This window comes from Sandarakinorhabdus rubra, from assembly GCF_010994245.1.
GTDB lineage: Bacteria > Pseudomonadota > Alphaproteobacteria > Sphingomonadales > Sphingomonadaceae > Sandarakinorhabdus > Sandarakinorhabdus rubra.
This window is the reverse complement of sequence record NZ_WMHO01000025.1, coordinates 1-17627: the sequence shown is the minus strand read 5'-3', so window position 1 is coordinate 17627 and position 17627 is coordinate 1. Positions and strand designations below refer to the sequence as shown.

Annotated in this window: 19 protein-coding genes and 1 pseudogene; 13 read left to right on the top strand and 7 right to left on the bottom strand. The window is 67.5% G+C overall.

Translation table 11 applies throughout. The features are described from left to right. Positions 1-180, bottom strand: a pseudogene (locus GJV64_RS03035) (acetyl-CoA carboxylase biotin carboxyl carrier protein); the annotation flags it as partial. 57 nt (positions 181-237) lie between these two features. After that, on the bottom strand, positions 238-663 hold the full coding sequence (gene aroQ / locus GJV64_RS03030) for a type II 3-dehydroquinate dehydratase (protein ID WP_235927571.1): 426 nt from the start codon (positions 661-663) through the stop codon (positions 238-240). Positions 664-789: 126 nt separating this feature from the next. On the opposite strand from aroQ, the gene GJV64_RS03025 reads away from it, so the two are divergent. The 8 genes from GJV64_RS03025 to GJV64_RS02990 all read left to right on the top strand — a co-directional run bounded on the left by GJV64_RS03025 (position 790) and on the right by GJV64_RS02990 (position 7184). Then, the gene (locus GJV64_RS03025) at positions 790-1464 is read left to right on the top strand and encodes a glutathione S-transferase (protein ID WP_164155810.1); all 675 of its coding nucleotides are present in this window, start codon (positions 790-792) and stop codon (positions 1462-1464) included. Further along, entirely contained in the window at positions 1461-2174 is a 714-nt protein-coding gene (locus GJV64_RS03020) for a DUF1499 domain-containing protein (RefSeq protein WP_164155809.1), read from the top strand. Before GJV64_RS03025 ends, GJV64_RS03020 begins: the two co-directional genes overlap by 4 nt. Before the next feature lie 10 nt (positions 2175-2184). Next, entirely contained in the window at positions 2185-3345 is a 1161-nt protein-coding gene (gene dapE, locus GJV64_RS03015) for a succinyl-diaminopimelate desuccinylase (RefSeq protein WP_164155808.1), read from the top strand. Positions 3346-3574: 229 nt separating this feature from the next. Then, positions 3575-4711 (top strand): YadA-like family protein, encoded by a 1137-nt coding sequence (locus GJV64_RS03010; protein WP_164155807.1) that lies wholly within the window; start codon positions 3575-3577, stop codon positions 4709-4711. A 77-nt stretch (positions 4712-4788) separates the two neighbouring features. Then, a complete protein-coding gene (locus GJV64_RS03005; protein ID WP_164155806.1) occupies positions 4789-5196 on the top strand; it encodes a hypothetical protein in 408 nt (135 codons plus the stop codon). Between the two features lie 119 nt (positions 5197-5315). Continuing rightward, positions 5316-6305: a DUF3034 family protein gene (locus tag GJV64_RS03000; RefSeq protein ID WP_235927570.1), complete on the top strand. Its 990-nt coding sequence runs from the start codon at positions 5316-5318 to the stop codon at positions 6303-6305. Positions 6306-6330: 25 nt separating this feature from the next. After that, on the top strand, positions 6331-6822 hold the full coding sequence (locus tag GJV64_RS02995) for a group I truncated hemoglobin (RefSeq protein ID WP_164155805.1): 492 nt from the start codon (positions 6331-6333) through the stop codon (positions 6820-6822). Next, a complete protein-coding gene (locus tag GJV64_RS02990; protein WP_164155804.1) occupies positions 6822-7184 on the top strand; it encodes a c-type cytochrome in 363 nt (120 codons plus the stop codon). Before GJV64_RS02995 ends, GJV64_RS02990 begins: the two co-directional genes overlap by 1 nt. A 3-nt stretch (positions 7185-7187) precedes the next feature. Here GJV64_RS02990 and GJV64_RS02985 read toward each other — a convergent pair whose 3' ends face one another. The 4 genes from GJV64_RS02985 to GJV64_RS02970 all read right to left on the bottom strand — a co-directional run bounded on the left by GJV64_RS02985 (position 7188) and on the right by GJV64_RS02970 (position 11967). Next, the gene (locus GJV64_RS02985) at positions 7188-7901 is read right to left on the bottom strand and encodes a hypothetical protein (protein WP_164155803.1); all 714 of its coding nucleotides are present in this window, start codon (positions 7899-7901) and stop codon (positions 7188-7190) included. 1 nt (position 7902) lies between these two features. Beyond that, positions 7903-9090 carry a toxic anion resistance protein gene (locus GJV64_RS02980; protein ID WP_164155802.1) on the bottom strand — a complete coding sequence of 396 codons (1188 nt, stop codon included), beginning with the start codon at positions 9088-9090 and terminating at the stop codon, positions 7903-7905. 113 nt (positions 9091-9203) lie between these two features. Beyond that, positions 9204-10358, bottom strand: coding sequence for an aromatic ring-hydroxylating oxygenase subunit alpha (locus tag GJV64_RS02975; RefSeq protein ID WP_164155801.1), 1155 nt, complete (start codon positions 10356-10358; stop codon positions 9204-9206). A 37-nt stretch (positions 10359-10395) separates the two neighbouring features. After that, positions 10396-11967: an amidohydrolase gene (locus tag GJV64_RS02970; RefSeq protein ID WP_164155800.1), complete on the bottom strand. Its 1572-nt coding sequence runs from the start codon at positions 11965-11967 to the stop codon at positions 10396-10398. 135 nt (positions 11968-12102) lie between these two features. Between GJV64_RS02970 and GJV64_RS02965 the strand changes: the two genes are divergently transcribed. The 5 genes from GJV64_RS02965 (at position 12103) to GJV64_RS02945 (ending at position 16803) form a co-directional block, all read left to right on the top strand. After that, positions 12103-13122: an acetamidase/formamidase family protein gene (locus tag GJV64_RS02965; protein WP_164155799.1), complete on the top strand. Its 1020-nt coding sequence runs from the start codon at positions 12103-12105 to the stop codon at positions 13120-13122. A 56-nt stretch (positions 13123-13178) separates the two neighbouring features. Further along, entirely contained in the window at positions 13179-14507 is a 1329-nt protein-coding gene (locus GJV64_RS02960; RefSeq protein WP_164155798.1) for an AmpG family muropeptide MFS transporter, read from the top strand. 97 nt (positions 14508-14604) lie between these two features. Beyond that, positions 14605-15444: a GNAT family N-acetyltransferase gene (locus tag GJV64_RS02955; protein ID WP_164155797.1), complete on the top strand. Its 840-nt coding sequence runs from the start codon at positions 14605-14607 to the stop codon at positions 15442-15444. Positions 15445-15475: 31 nt separating this feature from the next. After that, the gene (locus GJV64_RS02950; protein ID WP_164155796.1) at positions 15476-16129 is read left to right on the top strand and encodes a DsbA family oxidoreductase; all 654 of its coding nucleotides are present in this window, start codon (positions 15476-15478) and stop codon (positions 16127-16129) included. Positions 16130-16239: 110 nt separating this feature from the next. Then, positions 16240-16803: a CHRD domain-containing protein gene (locus tag GJV64_RS02945; RefSeq protein ID WP_164155795.1), complete on the top strand. Its 564-nt coding sequence runs from the start codon at positions 16240-16242 to the stop codon at positions 16801-16803. Between the two features lie 50 nt (positions 16804-16853). On the opposite strand, the gene GJV64_RS02940 is transcribed toward GJV64_RS02945, so the two are convergent. Beyond that, on the bottom strand, positions 16854-17627 hold a 774-nt coding region (locus tag GJV64_RS02940), incomplete at its 5' end, for a M16 family metallopeptidase (RefSeq protein ID WP_164155794.1).

The following is a 17627-nucleotide window of genomic DNA, read 5'->3' as shown; positions in this document are numbered from 1 at the left end:
CGGTGCCGGCCAGCCGCCTGCCGGCGGTGCCGGCGCATAGCCGGACGGCGCGGCCGCCATGGTGACGTTGGCAGCGGCGCGGGCGACGCGGATGATACGCTCGCCGTCCTTCACCTCGATCTCGGTCAGGTTGGTGGCGTCGAGCAGTTCGGCCAGCTCACGCACGAGCTTGGTGTCCACTGCGATTCCCTTCGATTCCGGCATTGCGGCCCCGTTTCTAGCCTTTGAAAGACGCGGTCATTGCCGCAAAGCCGCCGCCGCGTCCAGCGCCAGCCGATAGGAGGCCGCGCCAAAGCCGGCGATCGTGCCCTTTGCGGCGCGCGCCACGAAGCTGGTGTGGCGGAACTCCTCGCGCGTGTGCGGGTTCGACAGATGCACCTCGATCACCGGCACATTGATGCCCTTGATGGCATCGAGAATGGCGATCGACGTGTGGGTGAGCGCGCCGGCATTGAGCAGCACGGCCAGCGCGCCGCGGGCGCCCGCCTCGTGCAGCCAGTCCACCAGGTGGCCTTCATGATTGGACTGGCGGATATCGAGTTCCAGCCCCAGCGTGGCGGCCTGTTCTTCCAGCCGGACGGCGATATCGTCCAGCGTGTCGCGGCCATAGATGGCCGGTTCCCGGCTGCCGAGCAGGTTCAGGTTGGGCCCGTTCAGGACCATCACAAGCGGCTTGGTTGCGTCCATGTGCGGAAGGGAAAGCACGGCGGCGCGGCGCTGGCAAGCTTGCCGCAGCGCAGCGATTGCGCCAAGTTGCGCGCCAGGGACCCCAGCGGACGCGGCACGGACATGAAGCTCATCATCGGCAACCGCACCTATTCCAGCTGGTCGCTGCGTGGCTGGCTGGCCGCCAAGCAGTCGCTGCTGCCGTTCGAGACCGAACTGCGGGTGATGGACACGCCGGAGTGGATATCGGGCGCCGCCAAGGCCGACATGCCGTCGGGCAAGGTGCCGGTGCTTTGGGACCATGGCGAGCCGGTGTGGGATTCGATGGCCATCATCCTGCATCTTGCCGACAAGGCCGGGCATGATCGCTTCTGGCCGCGCGATGTGCCGGCCCGCCAGCTGGCCTATGCGATGTGCGCCGAGATGCATTCCGGCTTTGCGCCCTTGCGTGCTGGCTGCCCGATGGACCTGCAACAGCATTTCCCCGGTTTCCGGCCTACGCCCGAGGTGATGGCCGATGTGCAGCGCATCGAGAGCCTTTGGGAACAGGCGCTGGGCCGGTTCGGCAGCGAAACCGGTGAGCCCTGGCTGTTCGGCCGCTTTGGTGCGGCCGACATCATGTTTGCGCCGGTGTGCACCCGCATCGACAGCTATCACCTGCCGGTGGGCGACATGGCCCGCAGCTATGTGGCGCGCGTGCTCGCCCACCCCTGGATGGTGGAATGGCGGGATGCCGCGATGGCCGAGGATTATGACTTCACCCGCTATGACGTTCCCGGAGGAGTGCGCCGCCGATGAGCCCTGCCAACATCGCCCGCGCCACCTTGGCGGCCGCCGCGCTCGTGCCGCTGGCCGGGCCGCTGGTGCGCTTCGACATATTGGGCTGGGCAGCCGGGCTGGGCCTGTTCGTGATGGCGGCGCTGATCGCCGGCATCGGCGCCCTGTGGAGCCTCGCCAACCTGCTGCGGCGACGCGGCGGCACCATCACGGTGATCGCGGCGGCCGTGGGCCTGGCGGCACTGGCGGTGCCGGTGGCGGTGATCGCCGGCGCTGCCGACAAGCCGCCGATTAACGACATTAGCACCGACACGCTTGATCCGCCGGCCTTTGAAGCCATCACGCCGGCGATGCGCGGGGCAGACGCCGGCCCCATCGGCTACAACCCGGCCTTCGCGCCCCAGCAGGCCCGCGCCTATCCCGAGGTTCGCCCGCTCGATCTTCCGGTGCCGCCGGGTGCGGCCTTCGATCTGGCCATGAAGGCCTGTGATCCGGCCTGGCAGATCATCCGCGCCGACCGCGCCACCGGCCGCATCGAGGCGGTGGAGCAGAGCCGCTGGTGGGGCTTCCGGGACGATATCGTGATCCGCCTGACCGCAACCGAAGCCGGCACGCGGGTGGACATTCGGTCGAAATCGCGCGTGGGCGAGAGCGACCTGGGCGCCAACGCGCGGCGCATCGCCGCCTATCTTGACCGGCTGGCGGTGGCGATGCGCAAGGCCGGCACCTGAGGGCGGGGACATGACCCTCGATCCCGTAAGCCTTGCCCAGGCGCTGATCCGCTGCGCCAGCGTCACCCCCGCCGATGACGGCGCGCAGGCGCTGCTGGCCGAGGCGCTGGCCGGGCTGGGCTTCGCCATCACGCCGCTACCCTTCGGCCATCCGCCCGATGGCCCGGTGCAGAACCTGTTCGCCACTCTGGGTGGCTGCGATGGACCGCATTTCGCCTTTGCCGGCCACAGCGACGTGGTGCCGGCCGGAGACCTTGCCGCCTGGAGCGAGGACCCGTTTGCCGGCGTGGTGCGGGACGGTTTCCTGATCGGACGCGGCGCCAACGACATGAAGGGCGCGCTGGCCGCCATGGTGGCCGCCGTCGCCCGCCACCTGGCGCAGGGTCGATTGCCCGGCCGCATCAGTTTCATTATCACCGGCGACGAGGAAGGGCCGGCCACCTTCGGCACCGATCCGATGCTCGACTGGCTGGCCGCCAACAGTCTGGTTCCCAATCTGTGCCTCGTCGGCGAGCCGACCTCGCGGCAGGCGCTGGGTGACATGATCAAGATCGGCCGGCGCGGCAGCCTCAACGCCTGGATCACGGTCAACGGCGCGCAGGGCCATGTCGCCTACCCCGATCGCGCGCACAATCCGATCACGCCGCTGGTAGCCATCCTGGCCGACCTGAAGGCGCGGATGCTGGACAGCGGCAATGACTGGTTCCAGCCCTCCAACCTCGAGATCACCGACATCTCGGTGGGCAATCCGGCGACCAATATGATCCCGGCGCAGGCGCGGGCGCGGCTCAACATCCGCTTCAACAACCAACACGCGGGCGAAGCGCTGGCCGGCTGGATTCGCGAGACCGTGGCGCGCCATGCCGATGCCGCGCATGTGGAGGTGAAGATCTCCGGCGAGGCCTTCCTGACCGAGCCGGGCACGCTGTCGGGACTGGTCAGCGACGCGGTGCGCCGCGTCACCGGGCGCACTCCGGAACTTTCGACCAGCGGCGGCACATCGGATGCGCGCTTCATCCGCCGCCTGTGCCCGGTCGTCGAGTTCGGCCTGCCCGGCCAGTCCATGCACAAGGTTGATGAACAGGTGGCAGTGGCTGATCTTGCCGCGCTGACCGACATTTATGCCGGCGTACTGGCGGCGGTGTTCGCACCGGCCCCGGCGCTGGCCTGACTGGTAACCTGGCGTCAACATCCTGATTCATCTTGGATTGCCACGGTGTGGCCAAGTGGCCACAATACCATTTCGGATACTGTAAAGAGACGGGCTAAAGCGCCTGACTCTGTTGACGCCACGGGCTTCTCTTCATATTAGTTGCCCGGCCAATCGGCTCCCCAAGGCAGGCGCGACCGGGGGTCACGCATGATACCGTGGGGTGGGGAATATTCAGAGGATAACAATCATGCACTCTCGCAACATCCGCCTTGCCCTGACGGTGTCGCTCGCTGCCCTGGCCGCTGGCGCTGCCAACGCCCAGGCCTTCAACGGCACCACCGGCGCTGCGCCGACCACCGTCACCACCAACGGCACGCCGACCGCCACCACCACCGTGCCGAACCCGCTCACGGCTGTCACCACCACCATTCTGCCGCAGACCGTGGACTCGACCACGGCGCCCACCACCACGGCTGTCTCGACCACCGTCAACGGCGTCACCTACACCGGCGACGTGACCGTGAGCGGCACCGGCTCGCAGGCCCAGACCGTGACCTCGATCCGCACCGTCGTGTTCGACGCCTCGACCCCGCCGAACATCGTCAGCGACACCGAAGTCACCAATCCCCCGGTGCCCACCAGCGCGGCCACCATCACCGCCGTTTCCGCTTCGGGCACCGTTGGTGACGATCTGCTCGCCAACAACTACCAGGCTACCCTGTCCACCTCGGGCACGCCGACCGCGGCTGGCGCCGTGGTTGCCACCGAGAACTCGACGACGGTCGCGCCGACCGGCACCACCTACGCCCAGCGCGTCGGCACCGCCACCTACAACCCGTCGACCGGCCAGGTGACTGTCGCGCTGCCGACCGCCGCCACCAGCTCGACCACGGTTGGCTCGTCGGGCCTGACCACCACCGGTTCGGTGACTGCCGCGACCGGCAACTTCGGCGTGATCAACGCCAACGTTGGTGGCGCTGCCGGTGCTGCCGCGATCAATGCCGGCAATGGCCGCATCACCAACGTCGCCAACGGCACCTCGGCCACCGATGCGGTGAACCTGGGCCAGCTGAACACTGCCGTTGCCGGTGTGAACGCTGCTCTCGCTTCGGCCGTGGCCACGCTGAATGGCCAGATCAACACCGTGCAGCGTGAAGCCGATGCCGGCACCGCGGTTGCCGTTGCCCTGGGCGGCGGCTACTTCCTGCCCGGCAAGAAGATCGCCCTGAACGTCAACTACGGCAACTATCGCGGTGAATCGGCCATCGCCGGCCAGGTCGGCTTCCTGGTGACCGACAACGTCGCGCTGAACGCCGGTGTGGCCACCAGCCTGAACAGCTTCGGTGGCACCGCCTTCCGTGTTGGCGGCTCGATCGGCTTCTGATCCTTCAGAAATCGAAGACGAAAGGACGTCCGTCAGCTAAGGCTGGCGGACGTTCCTTTTTTATCGGGACCACGACCATGCGCCCGTTATCGATCCTGCAGCTTGCTGCCCTAGCCCTGGCACTTTCCATCGCCGGCCCACACACAGCCGCCAGCGCCGCCGGCTATGTCAACAATGGGGAGACCTGGCTGGCCATGCCGCCGGTGGCCCGGCAGGGCTATGCCCAGGGCATCAACGATGCCGCCAACCAGATCTATCCCACCGATGATGTCGGGGCGGCGGCGGTGAAGCTTGGGCGCACCCGCTGCCTGATCGACCAGAAGACGACATCGGCCATCCTCGCCGATCGCATCACTATGGCCTATACCAACGAGCCGGCCTTCAAGAACCTGCCGCCGACCATCGTCTATTTCGCCAAGATGTCCCAGTTCTGCCGCGAGCATATCGCGCGGGAACGCGAACGCATGGGCCTGCCGCCGGGCTGAGCGCCCAAACCGCGTGCGACAAATTGTTCTGCCCGTTCTGAAGCGGTTGGCCGCCTGTCTGCGTAACTGCCGGCAGGGAACGCCAAACCACGACTTCAAATCGAGGCTAGGAAACAATCATGGGAATCAAACGGGCCGCTTGGGCGGCGGCCGTGTGTCTTTATGGCACGACGGCGCTGGCAAACACGTCCGGCGACGGCGTGGTCGACGTGGGCGAGGACGCACTGATGGAGCAGGTGGAGGGAAGCGGATCGGCCCCGCCCGCCCGGTCCGGCCCGTCTTTCCTCGATCCCGGCGGCCGGCTGCTGCTCACCGGCGGCGTGTCCACCATCGAAGGTGCCGGCGGCGGCGGGCTGGTGCCGTGGGCGCTGATCGGCGGCTATGGCACGAAAAACGAGTTCGGCATCACCTCCTATGTGACGGGCGTCGACACCCAGGACTTCACGCTGGCCTCCTATGGCGCGGCGCTCAATGTGAAGAACCGGCTCGAACTGTCGGTGGCCCGCCAGAACTTCAACCTGCGCGAGATTGGCAACGCGCTGGCACTGGGCAATCGCTACACGATCAGCCAGACCATCATCGGTGCCAAGCTGCGCCTGATCGGCGACGCCGTGCTGGAGCAGGACAGCCTGTTGCCGCAGATCGCCATCGGCGCCCAGTACAAGATCAACGATGATGCGACCGTGGTAGGCGGCGCGCTCGGTCTGCAGCGGCGCGGCACCGATTTCTACATCGCGGCCACCAAGATCTTCCTGGCGCAGAGCCTGCTGGTCAACGTCACCGGCCGGCTCACCAAGGCCAACCAGTTCGGCATCCTGGGCTTTGGCGGGCTGGGTGGCCAGAACCAGGCCTACAAGCCGCAGTTCGAAGCCTCGGCGGCGCTGCTGCTCAGCCGCAAGCTGGCAATCGGCGGCGAGTTCCGCACCAAGTCGAACCGCCTCGAAGGAGCGCTGGGCGGCACCTCGTTCCGCGAGGAGAACGCCTGGGATGCCTTTGTCGCCTATGCGCCGATCCGCAACGTGTCGGTGACACTGGCTTATGCCCGGCTCGGCCAGATCGCGCTGGCCCGCCAGACCGGCGCCTATGCCTCGCTGCAGATCGGCTTCTGACACCCCCTGCTTTCGGAGAACTCCCATGAAGATCAATATCGCCCTCTGGGCTCTCACCCTCATGGTCCTGCCAGCGTCGGCGCTGGCGGCACCCACCGAACCGGCCGTGAGCGACCCCAGCATCACGCCGCGCGCCCCCACCTTGCCGCTGGCCACCGACGGCACAGCGCTGCTGGAAAGCTTTGGCGGCACCGCTGGCCTCACCCGCATCATGGATGACGTGATGGTGCGCTGGCTGGCCAACCCGCGGACACGGCCCTTCTTCGAAGGCTCCGACGAGGAACGGATCAAGAAGCAGCTGGTCGAACAGTTCTGCGTGGTGATGAACGGCCCCTGCACCTATTCCGGCCGCACCATGGCCGAATCCCACAAGGGCATGAAGGTGACGGAAGGCGCCTTCTATGCGCTGGTCGAAGAGCTGCAGATCAGCCTCAACAAGGCCAACGTGCCCTTCTTTGCGCAGAACCGGCTGATCGCGGCGCTGGCGCCGATGCACCGCGACATCATCGACAAGTGATGCGCGGCCTCCGCGCCTGCCTCACCGTTGCCCCCGTGGCCGCTGCCGTTCTGGCGGCGGCCACACCGGCATCGGCCGCCGATGGCGCCGCCCTCTATGCCCAACGCTGCGGCCGCTGCCATGCAATGGATCGCAACGGAACCGGCCCCAGCCATGCCGGGCTGGTCGGGCGCAAGGCTGGCAAGGTGCCGGGCTATGCCTATTCCCCGGCGCTGGCCGCCGTCGATTTCACCTGGACACCCGAAGCACTGGACCGCTGGCTGGCCGGCCCGCAGGCGATGGTGCCGGGCGCGAAAATGTATTTCCGAGTGGCCAACCCCGCCGAACGCGCCGCGATCATCGCTTGGCTCGCGCGGCCCTGAACCTCAGACGCCCTGCCCCTCGCCATAACGCGCTTCGAGGAACTTGCCCTGCACGCGCAGGCCGTCGCGATCAGCCTCGGCCAGCGCCGCCGAAGCGCGCGCCAGTTCCGCTTCCACCGCCTTCAATCCGTCGATCACCGTGGCTTCGGGCGTGCGGCCATCATGTTCCACCAGGGTGGTGCGCTGCAGTGGCGGGATACGGGTGTAGCGGTCCACCAGTTCGGGCAGGTGGCTTCCCAACAGGCGGCCGACATCCTGCGCCACCGGGTGATCGGCCGGCACCCGCGCCAGTTGCCGTTCCAGCGCCGCCAGCTGCACTTCGATTGCATCCAGCTGCGGCGCCGCGAGGCGCGGCAGGCTGCGGCGCTGGCGTTCCAGCAGGCTTTCGGTGATCGCCGGCAGCTCGGCCGGGGCCGCCTTGTCGATGGCGTCAACGTCGGCGCCGCCCACCGGCAGCAGCATGCCGGCGATGCCGGCCATCGGCAGCAGCAACAGGGCCAGCAGGAACAGGCCTATGCCCAACCCGCCCGACACCCAGCCATAGACGGTGAGCCCGGCCAGCATCAGGCCGAAGGCGACCATACCGCGGGTCACCCTCCGCGCGATATTGGCCTTGCGCTTCTCCCAGCGGCGCTGGCGCGCCATCTGCATGGTCTCGGCGCGCGCCATACGGCGGCGGCGCGCCTCCACCTCGTCGTAGGGGGCGCCCGACGCCATCTCAGGACAGGGCGGTCAGGCTGGTCTGGGGCCCCGCCATCTGGGCTTCCGCCTGCCCCTGCGCACGGGCGACATAGGCCCGGCTCTTCTCGACCTCGACCGAGAGCGTGTCGACCGTGGTCTTCATCGCCTCCAGCGACTTCAGCTTGAAATTGTCGATGGCGTCCATCGTCTGATAGACGTTCTGGAAGGCGCGCTGCAGCGTTTCCACCGGGATGGTGCTGGCCGCCGCCTGCTCGTGGATGGTGGCGGTGTTGTTCTTCAAGAGCTCGCCGGTGGAATCGATGATGCCCGCCGTGGTGGTGTTGAGCTGGGTGATCTGTTCCAGCACCAGCTTCTGGTTGGTCATCGCCTCCGCCACGGTGACGGCGGTGCGCAGCGCGCTCACCGTCGTCGTGCTGGCGCGGTCGACACCCTTCATCAGCTCGACATTGTTCTTCTTGACGAGGTCGAGCGCCAGATAGCCCTGCACCGAAACGGCGAGTTGGGTCAGCAGGTCCTGCGTGCGCTGACGCACGTAGAACAGCGCATTCTCGCGGATCGCCTTGGCCTTGGCCGGGTCCGACACGTCAAGCTCGGTGGCGCGCTCTTCCAGCTTCTCGTCGAGCACCTTGGACATGTGGACCATCTGTTCCAGCTTGCCCATCGCGTCCCACAGCTTGGCCCGCTCGTCCTCGATGGCGATATTGTCCTTCAGCAGCTCGTCCTTGCCGCTCTTCAGGGCGCCGAGGATGGCGTTGATGTTGCCCTGCGCGCTCTTGTAGCTGTCGAAGTAGGAGCGCAGCTTGTCGCCGCCCAGCGGGATAAGGCCGAACAGCTTCTTGCGGCCAGTCAACTTGGCTCCCTTGCCGGGGTCCAGATCCTCGACGATCTTGCGCAGCTGCACCAGATCGGCGCCGATGCCGGTTTCCTTGTTGATGGCGCGCGTCGGCCGGTCGAGGAAGCGGTTGGACTGGGCGGCGGCCCGCGCGATCTCGGTTGCACCGAGATTGGCCAGCGCATCGACCTTCTTGCCGAACTCCGGGCTGGCAGCATCGGTGGCGATCAGCTCGTCGATGAAGGCCTCCACCTTGGCATCCAACTGGGCGCGCTCCTGGTCCTTCAGGGGCACCAGGCCCGCGGCTTTCTGGGGGGCGACGGGTGCCACCGCCACCGGCGGTTCCAGCTTGATCGCGACGTCTTCGGACATGCCTGACCTCTTCTCCTGCCGCGCCAGTCTATCAGTGCCGGCACGCACTGCCTACTGTGTTAGGATTGCGACACGGTTTTGCAAGGGGTGATCGGGGGGCACCGGCCGCAAAATCAGGCCATCAGCGCTGCCAGCCTGTCGTGCAGCGTGCCGATGCCCTGTTCCAGCCCGCCGATCAGCAGGTGATCGACCGCGCCCGACATCAGCCCTTCCTGGCCCAGCGCGGCGGCGCGGAAATCCTCCGACCCGAACACCGCGCCATCGAGGAGGGACCAGCTCTTCGCCCAGTGCCGCTCCGCCTTCTCGTCCTGCGGCGGCTCGGGGATCAGCATGAAATCCTCGACCCAGGTCTCGCCAACGCTGCGCGGCATCACCACCATGATGTTGATGTAGTCCGGGCTGGCGACGATCACCGTGCCGGAGACGAGATTGTAGGTGAAGGTCATCGTGCGCCTCAAGTCGCGCATGTCATCAAGGTCGATGCCGTCCAGCGCCGCCAGCCGGGCAACGGCCGAACGCGAATGCGGGCCGATATGGTCTCCGGTGGTGACGCCATCCTGGAAATAGGGCGCAATGGTGTTCGCATGCAGACGGAGCACATGGTAGCTTTCGGAGAAGGCATCCATGATCAGCTTCCAGTTGGCCGCCACCTTGTGGGTGCGCCGCGCATAGAGATGCTGGTCAGCAAAGCCGATGGCATCGAAATCGGCGGCGAAGGGCCCGGCGGCGAGGCTGAAATCGGGCGGCGCCTGCGCATCAAGGCCCACCCAGATCAGGCCCCCGGCCTCCAGGCTGGGCATCTCGACGAGGCCGCGCGTGCCCTTGTCCAGCCCTGCGAAGGTCTCCGGGCGTGGCAGGCCCTTGAGCTTGCCATCGGTGCCATAGCTCCACGCGTGATAGGGGCACACCAGCGCCGGCGACTTCACCAGCTCGCAGCCTTCAACCAGCCGCGTGCCGCGGTGCCGGCAGACGTTCATGAACACCCGGGCCACGCCCTTGCCATCGCGGGCGATCAACAGCGGCAGGCCAAAGCCATCATGGGGCACCGCCATGTTGGGCTGCGGCAGCAGCGCTGACGGCGCGATCACCAGCGGCAGGCGTTTGAAGACATGGCTCCATTCGCGGGCGAAATGGTCGGGGCAGGTGTAGGCACTGGCCGGGATCTCGCGCATCACCCCACTGGCTGGCCGCTCAGCCGCGGCCGGAATGCCGGCGGCCAGCGCCCGCTGGCCGGGGGTCGGGTGGCGCGCGGTGAAGGCGATGTCCATGGCCGGAAGAGTGACTCCGTTCGCGGGCTCGCGAAAGCTAGTTTTTCGCACCGGCCTTCTGATAGTCGATGCCCAACTGTTCGAGGTAGGAGCGGTACTTCTTCGGATCGAAATACTGGTTTTCCATCTGCGGGCGCAGCTTGGCCATCAGATCGGCGTTGAGATGGATGGCCGGGCTGTCTTCGGGGCCAATCAGCGGCTGGTAGGTCTCGGTCTTGAACTGCACGTCCTTCTGCCAGGCCTTGGCGCTGGCAACGAGGTCAGGGGTGGTCATCAGGTCGAGCACGGTCATCGCCACCACCTTGGCGCCGGCCACCGCGCCCTTGTGGGCGATCGGCGTCGCCATCGCGGCCGCCGCCATCACATTGTGGTAGGAGATGCCAGGCAGGTTGGACGGATAACCGATGGTGATGGTCGGCACCGTCCACATGATGTCGCCGATATCGTCCGACCCCGAGCCGCCCTCGGTGTTGAGCCTGTCGGGCGTGAACAGCCGGGGACCGCCAGTGGCCAGCGGCACCGGCTTGCGGCCAAATCCCTCCTGCACGGCGCGCGCGAAATTCTGGTCGGCCTCGCTCCACTTCGGCAGGCCCACGGCCTGCATGTTGGCGAAGGCCGCCTCCGCCAACGGCCTGTTGCCATAGTTGGTGGCAGCATGACCCAGCACGCGGCGGGTGACGCTGGTATCGGTCATCAGCGCCGCGCCATCGGCAATGCGGTTGGCGCTGTCATACATCGCCTTCACAGCCGGCAGGCTGAGATCGCGGAAGTAATACCATACACTGGCCTTGTCGGGCACGATGTTGGGCTGGTTGCCGCCACCGGTGATGACATAATGGCTGCGCTGGCTGGGCGGCAGATGCTCGCGCTTCATGTTCCAGCCGTCGTTCATCAGCTCGACGGCATCCAGTGCGCTCTTGCCGTCCCACGGGTTGCCGGCGGCATGGGCGGTGCGGCCGGAGAAGCTGTACTCCACGCTCAGCGCCGCCGTGTAGCCGAGCGGCCCCCAGGCGGTCACCAGCTCCGGCCCGACATGGGCGAACAGGTTGGCGTCCACGTCCTTGAACATCCCGGCCCGCACGAAATAGGCCTTGGTCGCCAGCAGCTCCTCGGCCACGCCCGGCCAGATCATGATGCGGCCCTTGATGCCGTTCTTCTGCATCACATCCTTGGCCGCCAGGGCCGCGACAATCATCATCGGCAGGCCGCTGTTGTGGCCCTCGCCATGCCCGGGCGCTCCGGCCAGCATCGGCTTGCCGGCCGGCACACCCGGCGTCTGGCTGAGGCCCAGCAGGCCATCGATATCGCTGCCCAGCGCGATCATTGGCCCGCCTGTCCCCCAGGTGGCGGTGAAGGCGGTGGGGATGCCGGCGACGCCGCGCTCCACCTTGAAGCCGTTCCGTTCCAGGATGCCCGTGAGATAGGCGCTGGTCCGCACCTCCTGGAAGCCCGGCTCGGCATAGCTGAACACCTGGTCGATCATGGTGGCGAGGTCGCCGGCGCGGGCCTCGACGCCCGCCGCTGCGGCGTCCTTCAGCGGTGCCGGCGCTGCGGCAAGCGCGGGCGCGGCAGACGCTAGCAGAGCGGCGGCGAGCAAAGTGCGGATCATGTCATGTCCCCCTAGAAACAGGCCGGGATGCTATCGGCCCCGGTGCGGCCGGTAAAGCGTGGCAGTTTCGACGCATTGCCCGCCGACCACAACCGGTGCATCGCGGGCGCGCAGTCCATCTTCCCGGGGGAAACCATGCGCCACCTGCCCTTGCTTGCCGCTCTTATCGCCGCCCCGCTTGCTCCGGCGGCGGCCGCCACCCATGTGCTCAACCCCACCCCGCAGACCGTGGCCTGGGGCCATTATGACGCCGCCGACAAGCCGGTGCTGACCATCAGTTCCGGAGATACGGTGGTGATGCACAGCTTGCTGACCAACAGCCCGGCCGGCCTGGAGCAGGCCGGCGTGGCAGCAGCGGACGTGGAACCCGCCCTGCGCGCGGTGTTCGATGGCGTGCCGCTTTCGGCACGCGGGCCGGGTGGCCATATCCTCACCGGCCCGATCGCCATCGCCGGCGCCGAGCCCGGCGACACGCTGGAGGTGCGGATCCGGAAGATCGATCTGGCCATCCCCTATGCCTACAACGGTTTCCGCTTCGGTGCCGGCTTCCTGACCGATGATTTCCCCTATCGCCGCACCAAGATCGTGCCGCTCGACCGGCAGCGCATGGTGGGCAGGTTCGCGCCCGGCATCGAGGTGCCGCTGGCGCCCTTCTTCGGCAGCATGGGCGTGGCGCCGCCGCCCGCCTTCGGCCGCATAGACAGCGCGCCACCCACCATTGCCGGCGGCAACATGGACCTGAAGCATCTGGTGGCCGGCACCACGCTGTTCCTGCCGGTGCATGTGCCGGGCGCCCTGTTCCAGGCCGGCGACGGCCACGCCGCGCAGGGCAATGGCGAGGTCGACATCACCGCGCTGGAGACCAGCCTGATCGGCACCTTCGAGTTCATCCTCCACAAGAAAGTGGCGACGCCCTATCCGCGCGCCGAAACGCCGGATGCCTATATCGCCATGGGGTTCGATGATGACCTGTCGAACGCGACGCGCAAGGCGATCCGCAACATGATCGACTTCCTGGTCACGGCGAAGGGCATGAGCCGCGATGATGCCTACATGCTGGTCAGCGTGGCCGGCGACGTGGAGATCACCCAGCTGGTTGACCGCAACAAGGGCGTGCACGTGGTGATGAAGAAGACGCTGTTCCTGAACCGCTGACCCGCCCCCATGAGCGCCCCATTGACAGGCTGCCGCCGCGCGCCAAGGTGCCGCCCATGGCCTCGCTTGCCCGCAACCGCTCCCTGACGGCCGCCATCCGGCCCTATTTCGAAGCCGGGCCGCTGGGCGCGCTGGCGCTCGGCATGGCGTCGGGCACGCCCTACACGATGATTGCCGCCACGCTGACCACGCGACTGGCGGAAAGCGGCATCGACAAGAAATCGGTGACTGCCTTTGGCCTGGCCCTCCTCGTCTACAGCTTCAAACCGCTGTGGGCGCCGGTGATCGATCGGGGCCGCATTCCCGTGCTGGCCGGTCTGATCGGCCAGCGCCGGGCCTGGCTGGTGGTGTGCATGGCAATTGCCAGCGCCGCCATCGCCTGGCTGGGAGTGGCCGATCCCAACGCCGATCTGGCGATGTTTGCCGCCGCTGCCGTTGCCGTGGGCTTTGCCGGGGCAACGCTCGACATCGTCATCGATGCGATCCGCATCGAATGGCTGCGCGAGGACCAGATGGGCGCGGGTTCGGGCATGACCCAATATGGCTGGCGGCTGGGCGCCTATCTGGTTGGCGCCGGCGCGCTGCTGATTGCCACGCGTGCCGGCTGGGCGTCTGCCTATCTGGTTGCGCCCCTGCTGTTCCTGCCGGCGTTGCTGGCCGCCGCCATGCTGGGGGAACCCACGCGCCCGCCGGCGCCGCGCTCAGGACGCGGGTTCGGCGCGGCCGTCCGGGATGCCATCGTCGCGCCGCTGGCCGATTTCCTGGGCCGCAAGGGCGCCTTGGTGGTGCTGGCCTTCGTCCTGGTCCACAAGCTTGGGGACACGGTCTGCCAGCTTTCGGTCCGCCTCTTCTACAACGACCTTGGCTTTTCGAAGGACGAGGTTGCCTTCTATGACGTGTCGCTGGGCCTGTTCGGCATGCTGGGCGGCATTTTCGTGGGTGGCATCCTCTACAAGCGCCTGGGCCTTGCCGGATCGGTGCTGCTGTCGCTGGTGCTGATGGCCGCGACCAATGCCGGCTATGCGCTGCTGGCGGTGATCGGCCACGACGTGGCGGCACTGGCAGCGGTGCAGGGGTTCGAGAATTTCGCCAGCGGCATCGGCGGCGTCACCATCGGCGCCTGGCTGGCACTGCTGTGCGACCGCCGCTTCACCGCCACCCAGTTCGCGCTGCTGTCTTCTGCGGCGGCGATCCTGGGCCGGGCCTTTTCCTCGGGCACCGCCGGCGCGCTGATCGAGACGATGGGCTATGTCGACTTCTACTGGCTCACCACGGCGCTGGCGCTGCCCGGCATCCTGATCTTCCTGTGGCTGTGGCGGGCCGGGCTGGTTGTGGCCGACGACACGGTGACGGCGACCGCCCCCGGCGCTGCAACCGGCGTGTAATGCGCCGGCCATCTGCCTGTCATCGCGGTGCCACGGCGGTGTAACCGGCGATCGCTACAGCCCGGCTAACCGGTGGACCCCCCTTGGAGACCGCGCCATGACCCTTGCCCTCAGCCGCGCTGTCGAACTCACGCCCAGGCTGCTGGACAATGCGCCAGCCATCTGCCGGGCCGGGCTGCTGGACGTGCGGCTGGCGGCGAGCGCGGCGGAGATCGCGGCGGCGCAGGCGCTGCGCTACGAGATCTTTTATGACGAGATGGGCGCCCAGCCGACCGCGGCGATGGCCCGCCTGCGTCGCGATTTCGACCAGATCGACGCCTTCTGCGATCATCTGCTGGTGATCGATCATGCCGATCCGCTGCGGCCGCGGGTGGTGGGCACCTATCGCCTGCTGCGGCAGGACGTGGCCCAGCAGCACGGTGGCTTCTATTCAGCCGGCGAATATGACCTGGCGCCGCTGCTGGCGCAGTCCAGCCCAGACAGGCAGCTGCTGGAACTGGGCCGCAGCTGTGTGGCTCCCGAATGGCGGACCAGCGCCACCATCTCGCTGCTGTGGCGCGGCATCGCTGCCTATCTGCAGCAGCACAACATCGGGCACCTGTTCGGCTGCGCCTCGCTGCACGGCGCTGATCCCAAGCTTCACGCCGCCGAGCTGTCCTATCTTTATCACCACCACCTCGCCCCGCCGGAGCTGCGCGCCACCGTGCTGCCGCCGAACGGCGTCGACATGAACGCCCTTCCGGCGGCCAGCATCGATGTGCGCGCCGCCGCCCGCGCGCTGCCGCCGCTGGTGAAGGCCTATCTGCGGGTTGGCGCCATGGTGGGTGATGGCGGCTTTGTCGATCACCAGTTCAACACCGTCGATGTGTTCGTGGTGATGCCGGTCGATCGCATCACCAGCCGCTATGCCGAACGCTTTGGGGCGGCCAACGATTGATCGCCGCGCCGGGCGGGCGTAGGCTGGCGCCATGACCGCTCCCCTGCGCATCGATTTCGTGTCCGACGTGGTCTGCCCCTGGTGCGTGATCGGGATGAAGTCGCTCGAACAGGCGCTGGCCGCCCTCTATGGCGAGGTGGCGGCCGAGTGGCACTTCCACCCGTTCGAATTGAACCCCGGCATGGCACCCGAGGGCGAGAACAGTGCCGAGCATGTCGCACGCAAATATGGCCGCCCGCCCGAAGCCGGCGAAGCGGCGCGCAACCAGATCAAGACGATGGGCGAGCAGCTGGGCTTCCGCTTCAGGGGCGGGCCGGACGCGATGATCTGGAACACGCACGATTGCCACCGGCTGCTGCACTGGGCGGATAAGGCAGGGAAGGCACACGCCCTGAAGACTGCCCTGTTCGAAGCCCATTTCAGCCGCGCCGAACCGCTCAATGATCCCGAAACGCTGGTGGCCGCCGCCGTCGCCGCCGGGCTGGACGGCGACGCCGCGCGCGAGGTGCTGGCCAGCGGCCGCTATGCCGACGAGGTCAACGCCGCCCAGCGCTGGTGGCGCGAGGAGCAGGACATCACTGCCGTGCCGGCCATCATCTTCAACGGCAAATATGCCATACTGGGCGGCCAGCCACCGGCGACGTTCGAGAAGGTGATCCGGCGGATCGTCGCCGGCGAGGTGTGAATTGCCGCACCTGCGTCAATAAAATCTTCACCTATGTGTCGAATGTCATCTTTGGAGCGTATCTTGCGGGCGTCACATATGGGTGTGGCGTGAGCATGGGGATCAGTTTCATGATCAGGACGCTTCTTGCCGTCGCGTTGCTGGCTGCCAGCAGTGCCGCCAACGCCGTCTCCTACACCGCAACGTTCAGCGGCGCGGCGGAAAACCCGCCCAACGCCTCGCTGGCCACCGGCACCGGCCTGCTGCGGGTGGTGGGCACCAGCATCATCGTCGACATCGAATTCGCCAATCTCGGCTCGGGCCTCAGGGACGCCCACATCCATTGCTGCTCCGCCCCCACCGGCAATGGCCCCGTTGCCATCGGGTTCACCAACCTGCCGCTCGACCAGACCTCCGGCAGCATCGAACGGGTGCTCGATCTCACCCTGGCCTCCACCTTCCGCTCGGCCTTCATCACCGCGAGCGGCGGCACGGTGGATTTGGCGCGGGCGCGGCTGCTGGATCAGCTGGCTGCCGGCAATGTCTATTACAACCTGCACACCGTGAATTTCCCCGGCGGCGAGATCCGCGGCAACCTCGCCGCGGTGCCGGAACCGGCAAGCTGGGCGATGCTGCTGAGCGGCTTCGGCCTGGTGGGCGCGACGATGCGGCGCCGCAAGGCGGCGCTTGCCTGAACTCTGGCGCCTGAATTCTGGCGCCTGAAACCGGTCGCCCGGCGCCGCCATCACGGCGCCGGGCGCACCTCCAGCGGCAGGCCCAGCGTTTTCAGCTGCGGCTCCACCTTGGCGCGGTCGCCCACCACCACCCACAGCAGCGTGTCGGTGCCGATGGTCTGCACGGCGCGGTTGAGATCTTCGGTGGTCAGCGCGCCCAACCGCCGCGCGGCGGTGACATAATAATCGTCGGGCCGGCCGAAAAGCTGGTTGCGCTCAAGGGCGCCCAGGAAGCTGGCGCCGCGCTCGAACTCGCCGGGCAGGGCCAGCACGCTGTTGGCAATCGTGCGCCGGCGTTCCTCGTCGCTGATCGGCCGGGTGGTGCGGATGGCCACCACGTCGGCGATCATCGCCTTCATGCTGTCGGCGGTGCGGTCGGTCTGCACCGGGGCATAGAGGATGGAATAGAGCTGCCCCCTGGCATCCGACAGGCCGGCAAAGGCGCCATAGGCCCAGTTCTTCTGCTCGCGGATGTTGGTGTTGATGCGGCTGGTCGACAGGCCGCCCAGCACATCGACAGCCGCGCGGTGGGCGATCAGGTCCTGCCGGCCTTCCAGCGGCACCAGGCTCCCGGCAAAGATCAGGCTCTGCGGGCTGTTGGGGCGATCGACGAGGATGATGCGCGCCGGCGCGGAGGGCAGCACGCCGGCGGGCCGCACCGCGCCGCGCGCCACCGCCGGATCCGCCTGCCAGCCCCCGAAGTGCGCCTCCAGCAGCGGTTTCAGCTCGGCGGCCGTGATGTCGCCGGCCACGAACAGCGTCGCATTGTCAGGCCGGATCCAGCG